This window comes from Mesorhizobium sp. KR1-2, from assembly GCF_040045035.1.
In the GTDB taxonomy this organism is placed as follows: domain Bacteria; phylum Pseudomonadota; class Alphaproteobacteria; order Rhizobiales; family Rhizobiaceae; genus Pseudaminobacter.
This window is the reverse complement of record NZ_JBDZDS010000012.1, coordinates 23,979-46,853: the sequence shown is the minus strand read 5'-3', so window position 1 is coordinate 46,853 and position 22,875 is coordinate 23,979. Positions and strand designations below refer to the sequence as shown.

Below are 22,875 nucleotides of genomic sequence, written 5' to 3'. Positions count from 1 at the left end.
TTGCCGCCACAGCTTCTTCACGTCGATTCGACCAGCGGCTATTGTGTCTGTGATTCGCTACGCTTTGAGCTCCGGGCGGGGAGGGCAGGCTTCAAGGCGGTCTTGCATTCAGGCGGCGGAGAGGAAAGACATGCCGGGGGAAAACCCGCTACGCGCGGGACAGGCCGTCTCCGGCGGCCACAGGGATTCGAACGGGCGCGCTCTCGCGGCAAAGGGGCGGCGGCCTGGCCTGTTGGCGCGGCCTATCGCGTGCGCCCTGCTGGCCGCGACCTCCCTTTTCGGGCTTCTCCGGGCGGACCTGGCGCTGGCCGATGCAGCCGCCGACGTCGCCGGCTCGGCGAACCTTCCGGTCGGTGCGGTCGACGTCATGCAGATGGCCGTTTTCGTCGGTGTGATGGGTGCCGCGCTGCTGTCGGCGATCGTGCTGATCCGCGAGCGGGCCAGGATCTCGTCCGACAATGTCGAGCTGCGCGCCCGCGTCGCTGATCTCAACGCCACGCTGCAGCGCTCCGACTCCCTCCTCAATCTGCGCGACCAGCGCATCGTCGTCTGGGCCAGCGAGAGGCAGAAACCCGAAATCGTCGGCTCTCTGCCGGCCGATGTCGGCGCGCCCGAAGACCGGGCCGCGTTCCTGGCCTTCGGCCGCTGGATGACGCCACGCTCGGCCGCCGCGCTCGACCGCGCCGTAGCTGCCCTGCGCGAAAAGGGCACGCAGTTCGATCTCGCCGTAGAGACGCACACTGCCGCTCCTCTGGAGGTTCAGGGCCGCAAGACGCCGTCGCACACGCTGGTTCGCTTCGTTTCGCAGTCGGAAACGCAGCGGGAGCAGGTCCGCCTCAAGCTGGAGAACCAGCGGCTTGCCGCCGATTGCGACAACATGATCGGCCTGGTCGGCGCGCTGAAGATGCCGTTCTGGCTGCGCAGCGCCGATGGCCGGCTGCGCTGGGTCAATCGCGCCTATGCCGAAGCGGTCGAAGCCGCGACGCCCGAGGCGGTGCTGCGCGAGAGCAAGGAATTCCTCGGCACCTCGGCGCGCGAGGCGATCGCGCAGCAGCATGCCGCGCATCCGGTGTTCGAGCAGACGCTGTCGACGGTGATCGGCGGCGACCGCAAGATGTTTGCCGTCACCGATTTCGCCAGCCAGGAAGGCTCGGCCGGCATCGCCGTCGATATGAGCGGCATCGAGGTCATCCGTGAGGAATATGAGCGCGCGGTGCGCAGCCATGCCGACACGCTCGACCAGCTCAATACGGCCGTGGCGATCTTCGACGAGCACGAAAAGCTGCGCTTCTTCAACCAGGCGTTCCAGAAGCTGTGGGACCTCGAGGTCGCTTTCCTCGACAGCGCGCCCGACAATGCGCTGTTGCTCGACCGGCTGCGCAGCGGGGGCAAGATCGCCGAGCAGCCGGAATGGCGGCGCTGGAAGGAAAACCTGCTGGGCGCCTACCGCGCGGTCGAACCGCAGGAGCATTGGTGGCACCTGCCCGATGGCCGCACCCTGCGCGTCATTGCAAATCCGCAGCCCAAGGGCGGCGTCACCTGGGTGTTCGAGAACCTGACCGAGCGGATCAATCTCGAAAGCCGCTACAACGCCGCCGTGCGCGTGCAGGGCGAAACGCTCGACAACCTCACCGAGGGCGTGGCCGTGTTCGGCCCCGACGGGCGCATCCGCCTGTCCAACCCGGCTTTCTTCAGCCTCTGGGGCCTGTCGCCCGAGCTGGTGCGCGCCAACACCCACATCTCGGTCATCCGCGCCCAGTGCGACACCGTCGCCAAGGACAGTCCGTGGGCGAATTTCGTTGCCGCCGTCACCGGCTTCGACGAAGAGCGCAGGGACGGGCGTGGCCAGACAGAACTGAGCAACGGCACCGTGCTGCGCTACGCCGTCATCCACCTGCCCAACGGCCAGGTGATGATCACCTTTGTCGACGTCACCGACAGCGTCAATGTCGAGCGCGCGCTGAAGGACAAGAACGAGGCGCTGCAGCGGGCCGACCAGCTCAAGAACGACTTCGTCCAACACGTCTCCTATGAGCTGCGCTCGCCGCTGACCAACATCATCGGCTTCACCGAGCTTTTGTCCTTGCCGACCACGGGGGCGCTGACCCAGCGCCAGCGCGAATATCTCGAGCATATCGGCTCGTCGTCGTCGGTCCTCTTGACCATCGTCAACGACATTCTCGACCTCGCAACCGTCGATGCCGGCATCATGGAGCTGGAGCTGGCCGAGGTGCGCATCGACCAGACCATCGCCGCCGCAGCCGAGCTGGTGGCCGACCGGCTGGACGAGCACCGCATTCGCCTTACGATCGATGCCGCGCAGGCCCCGAAGAGTTTTCATGGCGACGAGACGCGCATCCGCCAGATCCTCTACAACCTGCTCAGCAACGCCGCCAACTACGCGCCCGAGGGCAGCACCGTCGCGCTCACCTGCCGGCAGACGGCGCAGGGCGTGGAGTTCGCCGTCCATGACGACGGCCCCGGCATGCCGCCGGAAATCCTCGACACGGTGTTCCGCCGCTTCGAGCCGCGCGTCAATGGCGGGCGGCGGCGCGGTGCGGGCCTCGGCCTGTCGGTGGTGAAGAGCTTTGTCGAGCTGCATGGCGGCTCGGTGCGCATCGAGACCGGCCGGGATCGCGGCACCACCGTGATCTGCCTGTTCCCCAACACGCCGACCGGCGTTCGCCAGGCGGCGGAGTAGCGGTGGCCGACTTCATCGTCGAACGCTTCCTGCCCGACGAGCGGGCGACGCTGCGGCTGGGCGAGGACCTGGCGCTTGCCCTGCGCCGCGGCGACGTGCTGGCGCTGCATGGCGATCTCGGCACCGGCAAGACCACGCTGGCGCGCAGCCTGATCCGCGCGCTTGCCGGCGATCCCGAGCTCGAAGTGCCGAGCCCGACCTTTACGCTCGTGCAGGTCTATGAGGGCCGCCTGCCAATCCAGCATTTCGACCTCTACCGCTTGTCGTCCGAGGAAGAGCTCGACGAGCTCGGCTTCGACGATGCGCTGGAGCAGGGTGCGGCGCTGGTCGAATGGCCGGAAAAGGCCGGCCACCGCATGCCGCGAGCCGCCATTCGCATCGAGCTGAGCGAAGAGGGCGCCGGACGGATGGCGCGCATCGTGGCGCCGGATGCGGCCGCGGGCGCCCGCATCGCGCGTTCCTTCGCCATCCGCGATTTTCTAAAACGTTCCGGCTGGGGCGAGGCGTCGCGTTCCTATTTTACCGGCGACGCTTCGGCCCGCGCCTACGAGATCGTCACGCTCGAAGGCTACGAGCCGCGCGTTCTGATGAACTCGCCCGAACTGGTGCTGGGCCCGCCCGTCCGCGACGGCAAGGCCTACGCCGAGATCGCCCACACGGCGCGCACCGTCGCCGCTTTCGTCGCGCTCGACCGCGCGCTGCACGAGGGCGGCGTCAGCGTGCCGGAGATCTATGCACAGGATCTCGAAAACGGTCTTTTGCTCATCGAGCATCTCGGTTCGGAGAATTTTCTGGTCGACGGTAGGCCCGTCGCCGAGCGCTATGTGGCCGCCGCCGAGCTTCTTGCCATGATGCATGGCAAGGCCTGGCCGGATCGCATCGAGATCGCGCCGGGCGTCGTGCACACCGTGCCGCCCTTCGACCGCGACGCCATGCTGATCGAGGTCGAGCTGCTGCTCGACTGGTATGTGCCGGCAGCGACGGGCAAGCCGGCCGACCCGGCGCTACGCGACGAGTTCCGCCGGCTTTGGAATGCGCTGATCGACCGGCTGCAGCATGCCGAAAAGGGCTTGATGATGCGCGATTTCCACTCGCCCAACATCATCTGGCGTGCCGAGCGCGAGGGCTTCGACCGGCTCGGCGTGATCGATTTTCAGGACGCACTGATCGGCCCATCGGCCTACGACGTCGCCTCGCTCGCCATGGATGCGCGCGTGACCGTGCCCGAAGAGATCGAAGCGGCCACGGTGAATGCCTATGTCGCCGCCAGGCAGGCCGCCGGCGGCTTTGACGCGAAAAGCTTTGCCGAGGCCTATGCCATTATGTCGGCACAACGAAATTCCAAGATACTCGGCATCTTCGTGCGGCTCGACCGTCGCGATGGCAAGCCCGACTATCTGAAGCACCTGCCGCGCATCCGCGACTATCTGCGCCGCGCGCTTGCCCATCCCGCCCTTGCCGAGCTGCGCGATTTCTATCAGGTTCACGGCTTCACTGGGGACGTAAAGCTTTGACAGACCGCATGCCGAAAACCGCCATGGTTCTTGCCGCAGGATTGGGCAAGCGCATGCGGCCGCTCACCGATACCATGCCAAAACCCTTGGTGCGCGTGGCCGGCAAGACGCTGCTGGACTGGGGGCTGGATAGCCTGGCCGAGGCCGGCGTGGCGAAGGCGGTGGTGAACGTTCATCATTTCCCGGAACAGATCGTTGCCCATGTGGCGGGCCGTCAGAAGCCGGCCGTCGTCGTTTCCGATGAAAGCACCGGCCTGCTCGATTCCGCGGGCGGTGTCGTCAAGGCGCTGCCGGAACTCGGCGCCGATCCGTTCCTGTTGCTCAACGCCGATACGTTCTGGATCGACCGCGACGAGCCCAACCTCAAGCGGCTGGCCCTTGCCTGGGACGCGTCGAGGATGGATATTCTGCTCATGTTGGCGGATTTCTCCTCGGCGACCGGCCACAGCGGCGGCACCGATTTCCTGCTTGGCCCCGACGGCACGCTCAAGCGCGCGGCGGGCGACCCGTCCGGCCTGATCTATGCCGGCGCGGCAATCATGCACCCGCGCATCTTTGCCGGCGCCGAGGCCACGCCGCAGTCGCTCAACCTCTATTTCGACCGCGCCATCGCCGCCGGCCGCCTCTACGGCATGAAGATGGAAGGCCGCTGGATCACCGTCGGCACGCCTGATGCCATCGCGCCCGCGGAAGCGGTGGTGGCCGGCGCCATGGCGCAGGACGCATGAGCGGCCGGCCCGCGCCCCGCCTTTTCTCCATTCCGCCCGGTGCCGCCTTCTTGCCGACGCTGGCTGAAAGCCTGCTCGACGGCAGTCTGATCCCCGACTTCCGCTTCGACGGCGAGCCGCTGGCGCTGGCCGACGTCACCATCTATGTGCCGACGCGCCGCGCCGCGCGCGAGTTGCGCAGCGTGTTGGTGGAGAAGGCGAGGGGTGGCTCCGCCATCCTGCCCACCATCCGGCCGCTCGGCGAATTCGACGAGGACGAGGCCCTTTTCGCGCCCGAGGGGACAGGCGAAATCGACCTTGCGCCGCCGATCGCGGCCATCGACCGCCTGCTTTTGCTTGCACCGTTGGTGCGCAGCTGGAAACGCCGGCTGCCGGCCCATGTCGCGAGCCTGTTCGAAGAGGAAATCGTCGTTCCAGCCTCGGCGGCCGATGCAGTGTGGCTGGCGCGCGACCTGGCCGGGCTGATGGACGAGATCGAGACCGAGGGCTCCGACTGGGCGCGGCTGCATGATCTGGTTTCCGGCGACCTCGCCAATTGGTGGCAGGTGACGCTCGATTTCCTCGAAATCGTCATGACTGCCTGGCCGAACCTTCTGGCCGAGCTCGACCGCTCCAATCCGGCCGCGCATCGCAACGCGCTGATCCGGCTGGAGGCGGAGCGGCTGCGCCAGCGGCCGCCGCAGGGACCTGTCATCGCCGCCGGCTCCACCGGCTCCATTCCCGCCACTGCCGAGCTTTTGTCGGCCATTGCGCGGCTGCCGCGCGGAGCAGTGGTGCTGCCTGGCCTCGACCGGGGCATGGACGAGCGCTCCTGGTCGGTCGTCTCGGCCGACGTTCAGCCCGCCGCCGTGCTCGGCCATCCGCAATACGGTCTTGCCAAGCTGCTGAAAAAAATCGGCATTTTGCGCGCAGACGTCGAGGAGATCGGCGCGGTCGCACCGGCACAGGCGCTCCGCGATGCGCTGGTCGCGCAGGCCTTGCTGCCTGCCGAAACCACCGATGCCTGGGCCGGCCAGAGGGCAGGCGTTTCCGAGACGGACGTTGAAAGCGCCTTCGCCGGTGTGACGCTGCTGGAAGCGGCGAGCGAGCGCGACGAGGCGGTGGCGATTGCGCTTGCCCTGCGCCAGGCGATTGCCCACCCCGGTCACAAGGCGGCCCTTGTCACCGGCGATCGCAACCTTGCCCGGCGTGTGTCGGCCGAGCTGCTGCGCTTCGGCATCCAGGCCAATGATTCCGGCGGCACGCCGCTGGCCAACACGCCGCCCGGCGCTCTCCTGCGCATCATGCTGCAGGCCGCGTTCCGGCCGGGCGATCCGGTCTCGGTGCTGTCGCTGCTAAAACATCCGCTGCTCTCGCTCGGCTTGGGACGCGGCGCGGTGCGCCACGCCGCCGAAACCATCGAGCTCGTGGCGCTGCGCGGCGGCACCGGCAGGCCGGACGTCGCCCATCTGGGCGCCCTGTTCGAAGAGCGTCTTGCGGGGCTGGCCGGCGAGGGACGAAAACCGTTCTGGGAAACGCGGCTCAGCGAACGGCGGCTGACCGACGCGCGCGCCGTGCTTGCCCGCCTCGACGAGGCGCTGGCCCCGCTGGTCGCCTTCCGGGGCGAAGGCGAGGTCGAGCTTTCGGCCATCATTCGCGCGACAGTCACGGTGCTCGAAGCACTTGGCCGCAGCGCCGATGGCAGCCTGACCGAACTTTACGGTGGCGAGGCCGGCGAAAAGCTGGCCGACCTGCTGCGCGGGCTGGTGGCCGCCTCGGCGCCCTTCTCCTTCGCGGCCGACGAATGGCCCGACGTTGCCGAAGCTTTGGTCGCGCCGGAGGTCGTCAAGCCGGCGCATGGCGGCGATGGCCGCGTCTCGATCTGGGGCGCGCTGGAAGCGCGCCTACTGAGCGTCGACACGCTCATCGTCGGCGGGCTGAACGAGGGTGTCTGGCCGCGCAAGGCGCAGGCCGACCGCTTCATGTCGCGCCTGATGAAGACCGGCATCGAGCTCGAGCCGCCGGAGCGGCGCATCGGCCAGTCGGCACATGATTTCCAGATGGCGCTCGGCACGCCGCAAGTGATCCTGACGCGCTCGGCGCGTTCGGGCGATGCGCCGGCCGTGCCCTCGCGCTGGTTGCAACGCATCCTCACCTTCGCCGGGCCCGCTACGGCGGTGGCCATGCGCGCTCGCGGCGAGGAACTGCTTGGCTGGGCGCGCGCGCTGGATGCCGGCCCGCAAATCCCCTTTGCCGAACGCCCGCAGCCGAAACCGCCGGCCGACGCCCGACCGCGCCATTTCTCGGTCACCGAGATCGAGACGCTGCGCCGCGACCCCTATGCGGTCTATGCCAAACGCATCCTCAAGCTGATGAAGCTGGAAGAGCTGGTGCGCGATCCGGGTGCGGCCGAGCGCGGCACGCTGTTCCACGACATCATGCAGCGTTTTACGACCTCCGGCATCGATCCGAGGGCGGACACCGCGCTCGACGTGCTGCTCGAGGCGGGCCGCACCGCCTTCGACGAGGCCAATCTGCCGGAAGACGTGCGCGCCGTGTGGTGGCCGCGCTTCGAGAAGCTGGCCGAAAACATCATCGTCTGGGAGCGCAGCCGCGCCCTCGGCACAAAGGCCCGCCACCCGGAAGCGCGCGCCGAAAAGACGCCGGTCGGCGCTTCGGGCGTGACGCTGTCCGGCTATGCCGACCGCGTCGACCTGCTTGCTGCCGGCATGGCCGACATCATCGACTACAAGACCGGCTCTTCGCCCTCCAAGGCGCAGGCGCATACGCTGCTTGCTCCGCAGCTGGCGCTGGAAGGCGCGCTTTTGAAGCGTGGCGCGTTCCACGACCTCGGATCGTTGCAGCCGGCGGACCTCGCCTTCGTGCGTTTCAAGCCCAATGGCGAGGTGTTTGAGGAATCGATCCTCGACTACAACCGCAAGCCCCGCCCGGCGGGCGATCTGGCGGAGGAAGCCTGGCAACGGCTGGAGGTTTTGCTGCAGCATTATAACCGCGTCGATACCGGCTACCTGTCGCGCGCGCTGCCGTTCCGCGAGGGCGAGACCGACGGAGACTACGACCATCTCGCTCGCGTGCTGGAATGGTCGGCCGGTGGCGACAATGCGGGCGAATCCGGGGGCGACGAATGAGGAAGATCTTCTCCGTTCCCGCCGAGACCGTCGAGCGGCAGGCCAAGGCGGCTAACCCGCGAAACTCCGTCTGGGTGTCGGCCAATGCCGGCTCGGGCAAGACGCATGTGCTATCGCAGCGCGTCATCCGGCTTTTGCTCGAAGGCACGGACCCATCAAAGATCCTTTGCCTCACCTATACGCGCGCGGCCGCCGCCAACATGTCCAACCGCGTCTTCGGCAATCTGTCGAAATGGACCATGCTGGACGACGAGGCCCTGCGCGCCGAGATCGAGAAGCTGGAGGGCCGCGCTCCAAACGCCGAAAAGCTACGCCGCGCGCGCCGGCTGTTTGCCGAAGCGCTGGAAACGCCGGGCGGCCTGAAAATCCAGACCATTCACGCCTTCTGCGAATCCGTGCTGCACCAGTTCCCGCTGGAGGCCAACATCGCCGCCCACTTCCAGATGCTCGACCCGCTGATGGAAGAGACGCTGTTTGCCACCGCCCGCCGCGAGATGGTGACGGGCGCGGTGGCCGCCGATCATCCCGAGCTAGCCGAAGCCTTCGCCATGGTGCTGGAGCGCGGCGGCGAGGCGGGGCTTGATGCGCTGCTTAGCGAAATCGTCGCCAAGCGCGACGGCTTGCGCGCCTTCATCGATGCCATCGGCCACGATCCCGACTATCCGGCGCTCTTCGAGGAATTCGGCTTTTCGCCGGATGACACGGCCGAGGGCATTGCCGACTCCATTTGGCCGCTGCCCGGTTTCCCCGCCGATGTCTTTGCCGAATTCGCACTGGCCGCGGAGGCCGTCGATGCGCGCCGCGCGCTCGACAGCATCATTCCCGACGCCGCGCGCGCCTTCGAGGAGCGCGACCCGATCGCGCGGCTGAAGCTGCTGGCCAAGGGCTTTTTGAAGTCCGACGGCGATCCCTACGACCCGGTAAAAACCTTCAAGAAGGCGCTGCACGACCGCATGCCGGACCTGGCCGAGCGCTATTCGGCGGCTGCCGCGGCGATCATCGCCACGTCCGACCGGCTGGCCATGTTCCGCATGCTGGAAGGCACGCGCGCAGCACTCACCATCGCCGACTGGCTGATTGGCCGCTACGAGCGACTGAAGACCGGGCGCGGCTTCCTCGACTTCAACGACCTCATCACCCGCACCGTGCGCCTGCTCGCCAGGCAGGACGCCGGCCCCTGGGTCCAATACAAGCTCGACAAGGGCATCGACCACATCCTGCTCGACGAGGCGCAGGACACCAGCCCCGACCAGTGGGAGGTGGTGAAGCGCCTGGCCGAAGAGTTTTTCGCGGGCCACAGCGCGCGCGACAATGTCCACCGCACAGTCTTTGCCGTGGGCGACGAAAAGCAGTCGATCTATTCGTTCCAGGGCGCGGCGCCGGAATCCTTCGCCCGCACCGGCCATGAATTCTCGCAGCGTGTGCGCGCCGCCAACGGCAATTTCGAGCCGGTCAAGCTGACGCTCTCCTTCCGCTCCACCGACGACGTGCTGCAGGCCGTAGACACGGTTTTTTCGAGCGAGGAGACGCGGCGCGGCATCACGCTCGACCCCGGCCCGGTGCAGCACAACGCCATCCGCGCCGGTGCGCCCGGCTATGTCGAGGTCTGGCCGTCCATCGGCGCCGATGTGGCCGAGGAGCCGGACGACTGGACGCAGGCCATCGACCACGCCCACGCGCCGGCCGTGCGCGTGGCTGAAAACGTCGCCGCCACCATCCAGAACTGGATCCGCTCGGGCGAGATCATCGAGGGCAGCGGCAAGCTTCTGTCGGCCGGCGATGTCATCGTGCTGGTGCGCAAGCGCGACCGTTTTGTCCATGCGCTGGCGCGCAGCCTGAAGAACCGAGGCATCGCGGTGGCAGGCGCCGACCGCCTCAGCCTGCCGGGACACATCGCGGTGAAGGACCTGATGGCGCTGGGCCGCTTCCTCATCCAGCCCGAGGACGATCTTTCCCTTGCCGCGATCCTGAAGAGCCCGATTTTCCGGCTGAGCGAGGATGCGCTGTTCGACCTCGCTTATGGGCGCCCCGCCGGCGTCTCGCTCTACACCTCGCTGCGCCGCAAGGCTGAAAGCGCGCCCGAACTCGCCGCAGTGACGAAACGGCTGGACGACTGGGCGACCGAAGCCGCCTACAAGCCGGTGTTCGAATTCTATTCTGGTCTTCTCGGCCGCGATGGCGTGCGCAAGGCGATGGTTTCGCGGCTAGGGCAGGATGCCGGCGACATCCTCGACGAATTTTTGTCCTTCTGTCTTGCCGAGGAACGAACCGGGCTTCCTGGACTGGAGTCGTTCCTTGCGACGCTGGAAAGCGCCGGGCCCGAGATCAAGCGCGAGATGGACCAGACGCGCGACGAGGTGCGCATCATGACCGCGCACGCCTCCAAGGGCCTCGAGGCGCCGGTGGTCTTCCTGGTCGATGGCGGCGCCACGCCCTTCAGCGACCAGCACCTGCCGCGCCTGATGCCCTTCGAGGCCAAAGGCGAGGAGCTGCGCCGGATAAAAGGCTATCTCTGGCGCTCGGGCAGCGACGTGAAAAATCTCTATTCGCAGGCGATGTCGGACACGCTGAAGGAACGCGCCGACGACGAATATCGTCGCCTGCTCTATGTCGGCATGACGCGGGCCGAGGATCGGCTGGTCGTCTGCGGCTATCACGGCAAGCGCGCCCCGAACCCGGCCACCTGGCATGCGCTGGTCAGCAAGGCGCTGATCGCGTCGGGCAAATGTGAGGAACGCGGGCATCCCGTCGAGCCGGACACGACCGTGCACCGTTTCCGCGTGACGCCGCTGCCGGCGGTGCAACTAATGGCCGGGCCGCCGGTGGCGAAGGAAGCGGAGCAACTGGCGACAATCCCGCCGGAATTGTTGGAGCCTCTCAAGGCTGTGGAGGTTCTGCCACGGCCGTTGTCGCCTTCCGGGGCTTCCGCACTCATCGAGGAAACGACCGAGCCTGTAGTTTCCACGCGCTCGCCGGTGCTCGATCCGGAGATCGAGCCGGGCTTTGCCATCGCGCGCGGCCTTGTGCTGCACAAGTTGTTGCAGATGCTGCCCGGCATGGCCGAGCAAGACCGGCGGCCGCCGGCCCTGCGCTATCTCGCGCGCGCCGGTGCGGCATGGAAGGAAGAGGAACGGCAGGCCCTGCTTTCCTCCGTCGAGGCGATCCTGGCCTCGGAAGAGTTTGCGCCGCTGTTCGCGCCCGGCTCGCGCGCCGAAGTCGCGATCATGGGCAGCGTGATGGTCAAGGGCAAGGAGCGCACGGTTTCGGGCAAGATCGACCGGCTGGCCGTGACGGCCGACGAAGTGCTGATCGTCGACTATAAGACCAATCGGCCTGCGCCGACCTCGTTCGAGCAGGTGCCGCTCGCCTATGTCACGCAGCTTGCGCTTTATCGCGCGCTGCTGAAATCGCTTTATCCGGGCCGGCGCGTGTCGGCTGCCCTTCTGTTCACCGAGATTCCGGGTCTCATCCGGATTCCCGAGGTGGCGATGGACGATGCCCTTGCTCGACTCAACGCGTCGTGACACAAACTGTGCTTGAAGGCCCGCAGGGCTAGCACCATATGTAGCGCGACTTTTACACCCGAAAGGATTTCATCATGGCCACCGTCAAGGTCGACAATAGCAATTTCAAGTCCGCTGTGCTGGACGCCGAGGGTCCGGTTGTGGTGGACTTCTGGGCCGAATGGTGCGGCCCCTGCAAGATGATCGGGCCGTCGCTGGAAGAGATCTCCAACGAGCTCGCCGGCAAGGTGACGATCACCAAGCTCAACATCGACGAGAACCCGGAGCTGGCCGCGCAGTATGGCGTGCGCTCCATCCCGACCCTGATGATCTTCAAGGGCGGCGAAGTGGCCGACATCAAGGTCGGCGCCGCGCCCAAGACCGCCCTGTCGAGCTGGATCGGCAACGCCGCCTGATCCTACCGAGATATGCAAAAAGCCCGGCCCCGCGCCGGGCTTTTTCTTTGGCGCGTCGGTTTTCATGCCGCTGGCTCTCATAAGCGGGCCGCTCCTGCGTTCTCATGGAGCATGCGTGAAAGGGAGCAAAAAATGTCAACGCCCGCCAAGCCCACTGTCTTCATCGACAATGACCGCGTCGTCGTCACCGAATGGCGCTTTGCGCCGGGCGCCAGCACCGGCTGGCACCGCCACGGGCACGACTATGTCGTCGTGCCGCTGATGGACGGCAAGGTGAGGCTCGTGACGAAGGACGGCGAATCCTTCGCCGAAATGAAGAAGGGCGTGCCCTATTACCGCTCCGAGGGCGTCGAGCACGATGTCATCAACGCCAATGACGGCGAATATGCCTTCATCGAGATCGAGCTAAAGTAAGCGCCTCACACCGGCGGCGTGCCGTTCTCGGCCAGCACGGCGCCGGCGAGATAGAGCGAGCCGCTGATCAGGATGCGCGGCGCCGGCTCGGAAGCGTCCCAGGTGTCGCGCAGCAGCATCAGCGCATTGGCCACCGAGCTGACCGGCTCCGCCGAAAGCCCGGCTTCGCCGGCGCGGATGGCGAGTTCGGAATTCGGCACGCTGGCGTCGCTGAAGGCCACCGGCACCGTGTAGACATGGCGCGCGATGCCCTTGAAGGCGCGGAAATAGCCGGTCTGGTCCTTGGTGTTGATCATGCCGCAGATCAGGAACAGCGGCCGCGCGGATTTCTCTTCCTGCTCGGTCAGCGCCTCAGCCACCACCAGGCCGGCGCCGGGGTTGTGGCCGCCGTCGAGCCAGATCTCGGCGCCGGCCGGCGCGAGATCCACCAGCTTGCCTTGCGGCAGGCGCTGCATGCGCCCGGGCCAGCTCACCGTGGTCATCGCCCGGTCGGCTGCGTGGTCGTCGAGCCGGAACCCGGCGGCCCGCACGGCAGCGATCGCCGCAGCCGCGTTGGCGTATTGGTGACGACCGGGCAGACGCGGCGGCGACAGGTCCATCAGGCCGGTCTGGTCCTGATAGATCATGCGGCCGTGCTCTTGCGATGCAATGAAATCCTGGCCGTAGACGGCGAGCGGGCAGCCGAGCCGTTCGGCAGTCTCGATCAGCACCTCGCGTGCGGCGTCGCTCTCCTGCGCGCCGACGATCACCGGGCATCCACGCTTGATGATACCGGCCTTCTCGGCCGCGATCAGCTCGACCCGGTCGCCGAGATAGGCCTCGTGGTCGAGCGACACCGGCATGATCACCGAAACCGCGGGCTTCTTGATCACGTTGGTGGCGTCGAACCGGCCGCCTAGCCCCACCTCTATCACCGCGACGTCGGCCGGATGCTCCGAAAACAGCAGGAAGGTGACGGCGGTGAGGATCTCGAAGACGGTGATGGTCTCGCCGCGATTGGCGTCGGCCACCCGGCCGATCGCGTCGGCCAGCACGTCGTCGGCGACGAATTTGCCGCCGCCTTCCGCGCCGAGCCTGTAGCGCTCATGCCAGTTGACCAGATGCGGCGAGGTATGGACGTGGACGCGGAGGCCGGCCGCCTCCAGCAGCGCGCGCGAGAAGGCGGCAGTCGAGCCCTTGCCATTGGTGCCGGCGATGTGGATCACCGGCGGCAGCCTGTCCTGCGGATTGCCGAGGCGTTCGAGCAGCCGCGAAATCCGGTCCAGCGAAAGGTCGAAGCCTTTCGGGTGCAGCGTCATCAGATGCTCGATCTGGCGGTCGGCAAGCAGCGTGGACATCAAAAGCTCCTCCCCCGGAGCAAAGGATCTGGAGACAGCGTGGAGCGCCTGTCGCCCGCGTCAGGCACGCGGCTGCGCTTCGGCCGATACCGCCGTCGGCGGCACTTCCGGCTCGCCCGCTTCGACGCGCTCCGGCATCTTCATCAGGATCTTCAGCAGCCGCGCGACGGTCGACTTGAGCTCGAGACGCGAGACCACCATGTCGACCATGCCGTGCTCCATCAGATATTCGGAGCGCTGGAAGCCGTCGGGCAGCTTCTCGCGGATCGTCTGCTCGATGACGCGCGGGCCGGCGAAGCCGATCAGCGCGCCTGGCTCGGCGATGTGCACGTCGCCCAGCATGGCGTAGGAGGCGGTCACGCCGCCGGTGGTCGGATTGGTCAGCACCACGATATAAGGCAGGCCGGCTTCCTTCAGCCGATCCACGGCCACCGTCGTGCGCGGAAGCTGCATCAGGGACAAAATGCCCTCCTGCATTCGCGCGCCGCCCGAAGCGGCGAACAGGATCAGCGGCCGGCGCTTCTCTACCGCCGTCTCGAAGGCCTTGATGATGGCGTCGCCGGCGGCCATGCCGAGCGAGCCGCCCATGAAGGCGAAGTCCTGGACGGTGACCACCACAGGCAAGCCCTCGATCGTGCCGAGCGCGTTGAGGATCGCGTCCTCCATGCCGGTCTTGGCCTTGGCGTCCTTCAGACGATCAACATAGCGCTTCTCGTCACGGAATTTCAGCGGGTCCACCGCGACCTTCGGGTTTTCGAGGGTCTCGTATTGGCCGCCATCGAAGAAGAACTTCAGCCGCTCGCGCGCCGCGATCTTCATGTGGTGGCCGGAGGAGGGGATGACGTACTGGTTGTCTTCCAGGTCCTTGTGGAAGACCATCTCGCCGCTCTCCGGATCCTTGATCCAGAGGTTTTCGGGCATGTCGCGCCGGCCCAGCATCGAGTTGATTTTCGGGCGGACGAAGTTGGTGATCCAGTTCATGGCATCCGTTCCAGTGATGTCAAAGACATGGGGATATTATTGGGCGACAGCAAGGCGTGCCGAACGCACGCCGCTGGCCAGATCGGCAACCAGCGCCGAAACGGCCTCGACCGCGGCTGTGCCGCCGGCGGCCTTCGCCACTTCATTGACGATCGCCGTGCCGACGACGACGCCATCGGCCGCGGCGCCGATCAAGCGGGCCTGCTCGGCAGTCTTGACGCCGAAGCCGACGCAGATCGGCAGGTCGGTGTGGCCCTTGATGCGGGTGACGGCGGCGGCGACCTTGTCGGTGTCGGCGAGTGCTGCGCCAGTGATGCCGGTCATCGACACGTAATAGACGAAGCCGGAGGTATTCTGCAGCACCTTGGGCAGGCGGTGGTCGTCGGTGGTCGGCGTCGCAAGGCGGATGAAGTTGATGCCCGCCTTCAGCGCCGGCACGCACAGTTCCTCGTCCATTTCCGGCGGCAGGTCCACCACGATCAGCCCGTCGATGCCGGCTTCGATCGCATCGGCGAGGAAACGGTCGACGCCATAGATGTAGATCGGGTTGTAGTAGCCCATCAGCACGATCGGCGTGTCGTTGTCGCCCGAAGCACGGAAGTCGCGCGCCATCTGCAGCGTCTTCCTCAGCGTCTGGCCGCCCTTCAGCGAGCGCAGGCCCGCGGCCTGGATCGCCGGGCCGTCGGCCATCGGGTCGGAAAACGGCATGCCGAGTTCGATCACGTCGGCGCCGGCCTTGGGCAGCGCCTTCATGATCGACAAGGAGGTTTCGTAATCGGGGTCGCCGCCCATGAAATAGGTGACGAGTGCCGGGCGGCCTTCGGCCTTGAGTCTGTCGAAGCGGCGGGCGATGCGGTTGCTCATCGTCAGATCTCCATGCCCAGCATATTGGCCACCGTGTGGACGTCCTTGTCGCCGCGGCCGGAAAGGTTGACGATCACGATCTGGTCCTTGCCCATGGTCGGCGCGATCTTCATCGCATGCGCAATGGCATGGGCCGATTCCAGCGCCGGGATGATGCCCTCGACGCGCGTGGTGACCTGGAAGGCCTCCAGCGCCTCGTCGTCGAGGATCGGCACGTAGTCGACGCGACCGGTGTCGCGCAGCCAGCTGTGCTCGGGCCCGACGCCCGGATAGTCGAGGCCGGCCGAGATCGAGTGGCCGTCGAGGATCTGTCCGTCATCGTTCTGGAGCAGGTAGGTGCGGTTGCCGTGCAGCACGCCGGGGCTGCCGGCGCTCATTGAGGCGCAGTGCTCGATGCCCTCGAGGCCGCGCCCGCCGGCTTCGACGCCGATGATCTTCACGTTGCGGTCGTCAAGGAAGGGATGGAACAGGCCGATCGCGTTCGAGCCGCCGCCGACGGCGGCGATGATGACGTCGGGCAAGCGGCCCTCTTGCTCCAGCATCTGGGCGCGCGCCTCGGTGCCGATCACCGACTGGAAGTCGCGCACCAGCTCGGGATAGGGATGCGGGCCGGCGGCGGTGCCGATCAGGTAATAGGTGTCCTCGACATTGGTCACCCAGTCGCGCAGCGCCTCGTTCATGGCGTCCTTCAGCGTGCCGTGGCCGGAGTTGACTGGGCGTACTTCGGCGCCCAGCAGCTTCATCCGGAAGACGTTGGGCTTCTGCCGCTCCACGTCGGTGGCACCCATATAGACGATGCAGGGATAGCCGAAGCGCGCGGCGACCGTGGCGGAGGCTACACCGTGCTGGCCCGCGCCGGTCTCGGCGATGATGCGCTTCTTGCCCATGCGCTTGGCGAGCAGGATCTGGCCCAGGCAGTTGTTGATCTTGTGGCTGCCGGTGTGGTTCAGGTCCTCGCGCTTGAAGTAGATCTTCGCGCCGCCGAGATGTTTTGTGAGGCCTTCGGCATAGTAGAGCTTGGACGGGCGGCCGGCGTAGAAGGTGGAAAGCGCGTTGAGCTCCTCGCGGAAGGCGGGGTCGTTCTTGGCCGCATTCCAGTGCTGCTCCAGGTCGAGGATCAGCGGCATCAACGTTTCGGCAACGAAACGGCCGCCGAAAATGCCGAACATGCCCTGTTCGTCGGGACCGGTGCGGAAGGAATTGGGCTCTGCCGGCTGAGTCACGGCCGATCTCCTAAGTCTTTGTTCGAGCGTGCCTTTGCCGGAACCTGTTCCGCCGCGGGACTTGCCCTGGATGGGGTCAGGCGGCGCGGTTGTCGGTTGCCGCCCGCACGGCCCGGAAGAAATTCTCGATCAGCGCCACGTCCTTGACGCCCGGCGCGCTTTCCACACCCGACGAGATGTCGATGGCGGGCGGATTGGCAAGCCTGATGGCGTCGCCGACATTCGCGGCGTTGAGACCACCCGAAAGCATGTAATCGAGTTCAGCGTCAAGGCCTGCCAGCAACCGCCAGTCGAAGGACACGCCATTGCCGCCCGGAAGCTCCGAGCCGGCCGGCGGCTTGGCGTCGAACAGGAAGCGGTCGGCAAGGCCGTGATAGGGCGCGATTGCTGCCAGGTCCGTGGCCTCGCGGATGGCGAAAGCCTTTATCACCGGCAGGCCGTAGCGCTGCTTCACCGCCGTCACGCGTTCAGGCGTTTCCTTGCCGTGCAGTTGCAGCATCTCGGGCGCCATCGCGGCGACGATCTCGTCGAGCATCGCGTCGTCGGCGTCCACCGTGACGGCCACTGCCTTGGCGCGGCCAAGTGCGGCCTGGCGCAACTGGGCGGCCTGCTGTGGGGTCACATGACGCGGGCTCTTGAAAAAGAAGATGAAGCCGATATGGCTGGCGCCGCCGGCCAGCACCGCCGCAACCGCTTCCGGCGTCTTCAGGCCGCAGATTTTAATGTCGAGTGCCATGTCGGGGGAGTGCCACGAAATGGTGGCGGAGTCGAGGAAAAGCGTGCGCCGATCGGCGGATAAGCCGAAAGTGTCCCCTTATTCGAACACGATCGCCTGCAGGGCGGTGCCGTTGCGCTTCAGCCAGGCCTTGCAGCGCTCGGTGTCAGGGCAAAGCTCCTCGCAGAGCTGCCAGAAGCGCGGTCCGTGGTTCATCTCGCGCAGGTGCGCCACCTCGTGGGCGACGAGGTAGTTTATCACCTGCGGCGGCGCCATCATGATGCGCCAGGAGAATGACAGCGACCCATCCGACGTGCACGATCCCCAGCGGCTCGACGTGTCGCGAAAACGGATCGCCTTGGCGCGCCGGCCGACCGTCGTGCAGTGTTTTTCCACCAGCGCCTCGATGTCGCGCTTGGCCTCGCGCTTGAGGAAGTCGGCGACGCGGCGCGGCAGGTGCTGCGCCTCGCCATGGACGGTCAGGGTCGGTTCGCCGGCATTGGCGCCTATCCTGGCTGTGCCGCGCTTATCCGGCTCATGCACGATCGTGTGCGGCACGCCGCGGATCGGCACCTTGATGCCGGGGCGCACCTGCGGCCGGTCCGGCACCTTGGCCAGCCGCTGCTCCAGCCAGCCCTGATGCCGGTTGAGGAAACGGTCGACCTCGCCGCGCGCCAGGCCCGGCGGCACCGTGATGCGCAGACCCCGCCCGCCGGCATCTATGCGCAGCGTCAACCGCGTGGCGCGATCGTTCTCGACGATGCGCAGCGGCAGGGTGCGGCCCGAAACCGTGTGCTCGCGCTGCTGCACCGGCTTGGGCCCGCGGCTCTGCAATGTTTTCAGGAAACCGAGCGGCATGCGTGAAGAATAAGTGATTCGGCTGCGAACATGACCCTGTCTGCCGGAAATCCCACGGCTTTGCGCGGGATCGGCTCCGGTAGATGGAAAACAAAGCGAAGAAAACGGCGCCGCTGGGGCGACGCCGTCGAAAGTTGCGGGCGGGAGGTTTAGGCTTCGTCGGCCAGGCCGGACGTTGGCTTGCCGCGCCTGGTCGTGGTCGGCGCGGTCGATTTGTTGCGCTTGGCCATGAAGCGATCGAACTCTTCCTGGTCCTTCGCGCGGCGCAGTTCACGCATGTAGTCGTCGAACTCGGTCAGGGTCTCGTCGAGCTTGCGGCGCTCCTCGGCAAGGCGCTCGAGTTCCTTCTCGCGCCATTCGTCGAAGGCGACATTGCCGGTGCGTGAGCTCGCGCCATAGGCAGCCTTGCGGCAACCGGCGAAAATGCCGTCCGTCGCCCGGTTGACGTCGCGCTTGAAGCCGTCAAGCCGGTCGCCCCAGATGACATAGGCAAGCATGGCCAGGCCCAGCGGCCAGAACACCATGAAGCCGATCACCATCAGCGCGATGGTCGCCGGCGTCCAGGCCGGGCGGATCAATGCTGTCGTGTTCATGTTTTCCGGTTCCTTCGTTCGAGGCAGCCATGCCGGCTGCTCCAGATCGAAATGGGAACGGAAAAACGCCCGTTCAAGATGGTTTTGGCGAAAACCGGACAGGCGTCCGTCAGGCCGTGCGTTTTTTGAGGACCCTGAGGACGTCCAGCCCCAGGACCATCAGTCCGGCCACCAGTCCCCAGAAGGCGGCGCCGATGCCGAATATGGTCAGGCCCGAGGCCGTCACGGCGAAGGCGGTTGTGGCCGCCATGCGCTCGTGCTCGTCCTTCAGCGCAATCGTCAGCGCGTTTGCCAGCGGCGCCATCAGCGCCAGGCCCGCCACCAGCACGATCAGGCTTTGCGGCAGCACGGCAAAGACCGCCACCAGCGAGGCGCCGAAAAGCGCGAAGACCAGATAGGCCAGCGTATAGAACGGCCCGGTCTTCCAGCGCTCGGCCGGGTCGGGGTGGGCGTCAGGCCCGGTGCAGATCGCCGCCGAGATCGCCGCCAGGTTGGTGGTCAGCGCGCCGAAGGGGGCGGAGAGCAGCGAGAACAGGCCGGTCACCGAGATCAGCGGTCCAGGTTCGGGGTGGTAGCCGGCGGCGCGCAGCACGGCGAGGCCGGACAGGTTCTGCGAGGCCATGGTGACGAGGTAGAGCGGCACCGCAAGGCCGATGACGGCGGCGGTGGAGAAGGTCGGGGCGATCAGCGTCAGCGTCGACAGTTCCGGCGCCGGAAGCCCGCCGACGCGTCCGGTCAGGAAGGCCAGCGCGCCGCCGCCCACAAGCACCGCCAGCACCGACAGCGCCGGGTTGAACAGGCGGATCACGAAGAAGGCTGCGACCAGCGGCAGGATCAGCACCGGGTCGACAGGAACGGCCTTGGCCGCATTGATGGCGAAGGTCACGACGATGCCGGCCAGCATGCCCGACGCCACCGAGGCCGGGATCTTGGCGATCAGCCGGGTCAGCGGCTTGAACATGCCAGTGACGATGAGGAGCAGCGCCGCCACAATGAAGGCGCCCACTGCCTCGCTCATCGTGAAGCCCGAGCTTGCAGCCACGAGTGCTGCCCCCGGCGTCGACCAGGCGGTGATGACCGGCATTTTGGTGCGCCAGCTCAGCCAGGCGGTTTCCAGCGCCATGGCGAGACAAATCGCCGTCACCCAGCTGGCGGTTTCGGCCCGGCTCGCGCCGACCGCGTCGGCCGCGGCGATGATGACGGCCAGGGTGCCGCCGAAGCCGACGATCGCAGCAACGAATGCAGAGACGGGAACCGAAAGACGCATCGCCTACCTCGCTTGGGTGCTGATGGCTTCGACGGCGCGGATGAGCATGTCGAGGTCCTGCGGTCGCGACAGGCGGTGGTCGCCGTCGGGGATGAGCGAGAGCGTCACGTCATCGGCGGGCAGCAGGCCGACCAGCTTGAGCGCATGGGTGTGAGGCACATCCGGGTCGGCCAGCCCCTGCAGCACATGCACCGGGCAATGCGTGTCGATTGGGCCGTCCATCACCCGGTTCAGCCGCCCGTCCTCGATCAGGGCGCGGGTGTAGGCGTAGCTTTCCGTGGAATATTCAGACGGCACCTCGAACAGGCCCTTTTCGGCGAGGTCGCGCTTCTGCGCCTCGCTGAGTTGGGGCTCGACAAGCTCGCTGGTGAAATCCGGCGCCGGCGCCAGGAGGACTAGACCCGCCACTTGCTCGCCTTCGCCGGCCTTGCGCAATTCCTGCACCATGCGCAGCGCGATCCAGGCGCCCATCGAGGAGCCGACCAGGATCTGCGGCCCTTCGGTGAAGCGGCGGAAGACGACGAGGCTTTGGCCGAGCCATTTCGAGATCGTGCCGTCTAGAAAATCGCCGCCGGACTCGCCGTGGCCGGAATAGTCGTGCCGCAGATAGGCGCGGCCGTTGCGCTGCGCCCAGTCGTTCAGGGCCTCGGCCTTGGTGCCGCGCATGTCGGAACGGAAGCCCCCGAGCCAGACCACGCCGGGCTGCTCGCCGGCAGAGCGGCGCACCGCGATCACGGTGCCGTCGATGTCGAGGAAGTCCGGTGGGGTGTCGGTCATGTCGTGTTCCTGTCGGTGAAGTTCTTTTGACACAGGTCGAATCAGGCGGAAAGTGCCATGCCGCCGGCGAAGTGATGGCGGGCGCTTCATGGATTCAGGTGATTTATTCTATTCCCTGTGCTATTGACTCGCCCCGCGTCGTACCAACATAGGCGCAATACAAGCAATGAACGTCAACGGTTCGAGGAGATAACGACCATTCGCAGACCTTTCAAAGCAGCTGCGCCCACCAAGGATGGGCCGCGCTCCAATCGCGATATCCGTGTACCCCGCGTCCAGCTCATCGATGTAGATGGCAGCAATCGCGGCGAAGTTTCAATCAACGAAGCTCTGTTGGCCGCCGAAGAAGCAGGCCTCGACCTCGTTGAGATCTCTCCCAACGCACAGCCGCCGGTCGTAAAGATTCTCGACCTCGGCAAGTTGAAATACGCAAACCAGAAGAAGGCGGCCGAAGCCCGCAAGCATCAGAAGACCATCGAGATCAAGGAGATCAAGATGCGTCCCAACATCGACACCCATGACTACGAGGTGAAGATGAAGGCGGTGCGGCGCTTCTTCGAGGAAGGCGACAAGGTCAAGCTGACGCTGCGTTTCCGTGGCCGCGAAATGGCGCATATGGAGCTCGGCATGCAGCTTCTGAACCGCGTCCGCGAAGAGGTCGCGACCATCGCCAAGGTCGAGGCGGAGCCGAAGCTCGAAGGCCGCCAGATGATGATGGTGCTCTCGCCGCGCTGAGGCGCGCGAGCCAACAATGATGGCGCGCCGGCAGATGCGGCGCGTCGTCCAGGATCGGTCCGCAAGGGGTGCGGTCCTCGCAAATTGCGAGCTGCGCCCTTTTCCGTTTTTCAAGGTAACCATGTCCCCCAACGATCTGAGCCGCTTCCAGCACCGCCGGCGTGTGGCCCTCGCAATCCTCATCGCGGCTGTTCTGGTGGCGCTGCTGTTCGTCCAGTCGGCGCTCCCGGCGAGCGGGAACCATCACGGATATATCGAGGCGATAGGCTTCGGTCTCATCTTCGTGGCGATCCTCGGCCGGACCTGGTGCACGCTTTATATCGGCGGCCGCAAGAGTGCGGAGATCGTCAGCGAGGGGCCGTATTCGGTGACGCGCAACCCGCTCTATGTCTTCAGCACGATCGGCGCGGCCGGCGTCGGCGCGCTGTCGGGCAGCGTCACCATCGCGGCGGCGTTCGCGGTGCTGACCTGGGCATCGTTCCACTACGTCACGCTGGTGGAGGAGGATTATCTCAAGAGGACCTTCGGCGAGCCCTATCTGCGCTATCTCGGCCAGGTGCCCCGCTTTTTCCCGAATCTTCGCCTCTTCAGGGATAGCGAGATGCTCACCGTGAGGCCGAAGAACATCTACAACACCTTCGCCGACGGCTTGGTCTTCCTGGCGGCCTATCCCTTCTTCGAAGTGGTCGAATATCTGCAGCATTCCGGCGTCGTGCCGGTTCTGCTCCGGGTCTACTGATACGGTTTGCGCCCGCGATTCAGCGGTTGCGCTTTGACTACGCCGCCGCTATAAGGCCGCGTCCAGAACCGTCCGGCAGGGCATGCCGTGGCGGTTCCTGTTGCTTTTCGGGCTTTGGTCGGCCCGAAGCGAAAAAAGCGCAATTCAGCGCAGCAGAAAGGAAAGCAAAATGCCCAAGATGAAGACCAAATCGGCCGCCAAGAAGCGGTTCAAGATCACTGCGACCGGGAAGGTCCTGTCGGCTGCTGCCGGCAAGCGCCACGGCATGATCAAGCGCACCAACAAGTTCATTCGCGATGCCCGCGGCACCATGGTTCTCGCCGAGCCGGATGCCAAGAAGGTCATCAAGAATTTTCTGCCGAACGGCCTCTGAGCCCGGCCA

General features: G+C 66.3%; 19 protein-coding genes. 10 read left to right on the top strand and 9 right to left on the bottom strand.

Going from position 1 to position 22,875, the window contains the following annotated elements:
- Window positions 1-130: 130 nt before the first annotated feature.
- From ABLE85_RS20920 to ABLE85_RS20890, 7 genes are all read left to right on the top strand, one after another.
- Window positions 131-2,701, top strand: a complete 2,571-nt coding sequence (locus ABLE85_RS20920; RefSeq protein ID WP_348794644.1) for an ATP-binding protein — start codon at window positions 131-133, stop codon at window positions 2,699-2,701.
- Between the two features lie 2 nt (window positions 2,702-2,703).
- Window positions 2,704-4,215 carry a tRNA (adenosine(37)-N6)-threonylcarbamoyltransferase complex ATPase subunit type 1 TsaE gene (tsaE, locus tag ABLE85_RS20915; RefSeq protein ID WP_348794643.1) on the top strand — a complete coding sequence of 504 codons (1,512 nt, stop codon included), beginning with the start codon at window positions 2,704-2,706 and terminating at the stop codon, window positions 4,213-4,215.
- Between the two features lie 8 nt (window positions 4,216-4,223).
- Window positions 4,224-4,943: a nucleotidyltransferase family protein gene (locus tag ABLE85_RS20910; RefSeq protein WP_348794642.1), complete on the top strand. Its 720-nt coding sequence runs from the start codon at window positions 4,224-4,226 to the stop codon at window positions 4,941-4,943.
- On the top strand, window positions 4,940-8,071 hold the full coding sequence (gene addB / locus ABLE85_RS20905; RefSeq protein WP_348794641.1) for a double-strand break repair protein AddB: 3,132 nt from the start codon (window positions 4,940-4,942) through the stop codon (window positions 8,069-8,071). Before ABLE85_RS20910 ends, addB begins: the two co-directional genes overlap by 4 nt.
- Window positions 8,068-11,595 carry a double-strand break repair helicase AddA gene (gene addA / locus ABLE85_RS20900; protein ID WP_348794640.1) on the top strand — a complete coding sequence of 1,176 codons (3,528 nt, stop codon included), beginning with the start codon at window positions 8,068-8,070 and terminating at the stop codon, window positions 11,593-11,595. The genes addB and addA overlap by 4 nt, the downstream gene beginning before the upstream one ends.
- Window positions 11,596-11,669: 74 nt before the next feature.
- Window positions 11,670-11,990, top strand: coding sequence for a thioredoxin (trxA, locus tag ABLE85_RS20895; RefSeq protein WP_348794639.1), 321 nt, complete (start codon window positions 11,670-11,672; stop codon window positions 11,988-11,990).
- A gap of 132 nt (window positions 11,991-12,122) precedes the next feature.
- Window positions 12,123-12,404: a cupin domain-containing protein gene (locus ABLE85_RS20890; protein ID WP_348794638.1), complete on the top strand. Its 282-nt coding sequence runs from the start codon at window positions 12,123-12,125 to the stop codon at window positions 12,402-12,404.
- Window positions 12,405-12,409: 5 nt separating this feature from the next.
- Here ABLE85_RS20890 and ABLE85_RS20885 read toward each other — a convergent pair whose 3' ends face one another.
- The 9 genes from ABLE85_RS20885 to ABLE85_RS20845 form a co-directional block, all read right to left on the bottom strand.
- Window positions 12,410-13,741: a folylpolyglutamate synthase/dihydrofolate synthase family protein gene (locus ABLE85_RS20885; RefSeq protein ID WP_348794637.1), complete on the bottom strand. Its 1,332-nt coding sequence runs from the start codon at window positions 13,739-13,741 to the stop codon at window positions 12,410-12,412.
- 60 nt (window positions 13,742-13,801) lie between these two features.
- Complete coding sequence (gene accD, locus ABLE85_RS20880) at window positions 13,802-14,722, bottom strand: acetyl-CoA carboxylase, carboxyltransferase subunit beta (RefSeq protein ID WP_348794636.1); 921 nt, start codon at window positions 14,720-14,722, stop codon at window positions 13,802-13,804.
- A 36-nt stretch (window positions 14,723-14,758) separates the two neighbouring features.
- Window positions 14,759-15,586, bottom strand: a complete 828-nt coding sequence (gene trpA / locus ABLE85_RS20875; protein ID WP_348794635.1) for a tryptophan synthase subunit alpha — start codon at window positions 15,584-15,586, stop codon at window positions 14,759-14,761.
- Window positions 15,587-15,588: 2 nt separating this feature from the next.
- Window positions 15,589-16,809 carry a tryptophan synthase subunit beta gene (gene trpB / locus ABLE85_RS20870; RefSeq protein WP_348794634.1) on the bottom strand — a complete coding sequence of 407 codons (1,221 nt, stop codon included), beginning with the start codon at window positions 16,807-16,809 and terminating at the stop codon, window positions 15,589-15,591.
- Between the two features lie 76 nt (window positions 16,810-16,885).
- On the bottom strand, window positions 16,886-17,545 hold the full coding sequence (locus ABLE85_RS20865; RefSeq protein ID WP_348794633.1) for a phosphoribosylanthranilate isomerase: 660 nt from the start codon (window positions 17,543-17,545) through the stop codon (window positions 16,886-16,888).
- A gap of 78 nt (window positions 17,546-17,623) precedes the next feature.
- Entirely contained in the window at window positions 17,624-18,382 is a 759-nt protein-coding gene (locus tag ABLE85_RS20860; RefSeq protein WP_348794632.1) for a M48 family metallopeptidase, read from the bottom strand.
- A 149-nt stretch (window positions 18,383-18,531) separates the two neighbouring features.
- A complete protein-coding gene (locus ABLE85_RS20855; RefSeq protein ID WP_348794631.1) occupies window positions 18,532-18,975 on the bottom strand; it encodes a DUF2852 domain-containing protein in 444 nt (147 codons plus the stop codon).
- 109 nt (window positions 18,976-19,084) lie between these two features.
- On the bottom strand, window positions 19,085-20,242 hold the full coding sequence (locus ABLE85_RS20850; protein ID WP_348794630.1) for a benzoate/H(+) symporter BenE family transporter: 1,158 nt from the start codon (window positions 20,240-20,242) through the stop codon (window positions 19,085-19,087).
- 3 nt (window positions 20,243-20,245) lie between these two features.
- Entirely contained in the window at window positions 20,246-21,019 is a 774-nt protein-coding gene (locus tag ABLE85_RS20845) for an alpha/beta hydrolase (protein WP_348794629.1), read from the bottom strand.
- Window positions 21,020-21,217: 198 nt separating this feature from the next.
- On the opposite strand from ABLE85_RS20845, the gene infC reads away from it, so the two are divergent.
- From infC to rpmI, 3 genes are all read left to right on the top strand, one after another.
- Window positions 21,218-21,754: a translation initiation factor IF-3 gene (infC, locus tag ABLE85_RS20840; RefSeq protein WP_348794805.1), complete on the top strand. Its 537-nt coding sequence runs from the start codon at window positions 21,218-21,220 to the stop codon at window positions 21,752-21,754.
- A gap of 121 nt (window positions 21,755-21,875) precedes the next feature.
- Window positions 21,876-22,493, top strand: a complete 618-nt coding sequence (locus ABLE85_RS20835; protein WP_348794628.1) for an isoprenylcysteine carboxylmethyltransferase family protein — start codon at window positions 21,876-21,878, stop codon at window positions 22,491-22,493.
- Window positions 22,494-22,662: 169 nt separating this feature from the next.
- Window positions 22,663-22,866: a 50S ribosomal protein L35 gene (gene rpmI, locus ABLE85_RS20830; protein ID WP_348778808.1), complete on the top strand. Its 204-nt coding sequence runs from the start codon at window positions 22,663-22,665 to the stop codon at window positions 22,864-22,866.
- The last annotated feature ends 9 nt before the right edge of the window (window positions 22,867-22,875 follow it).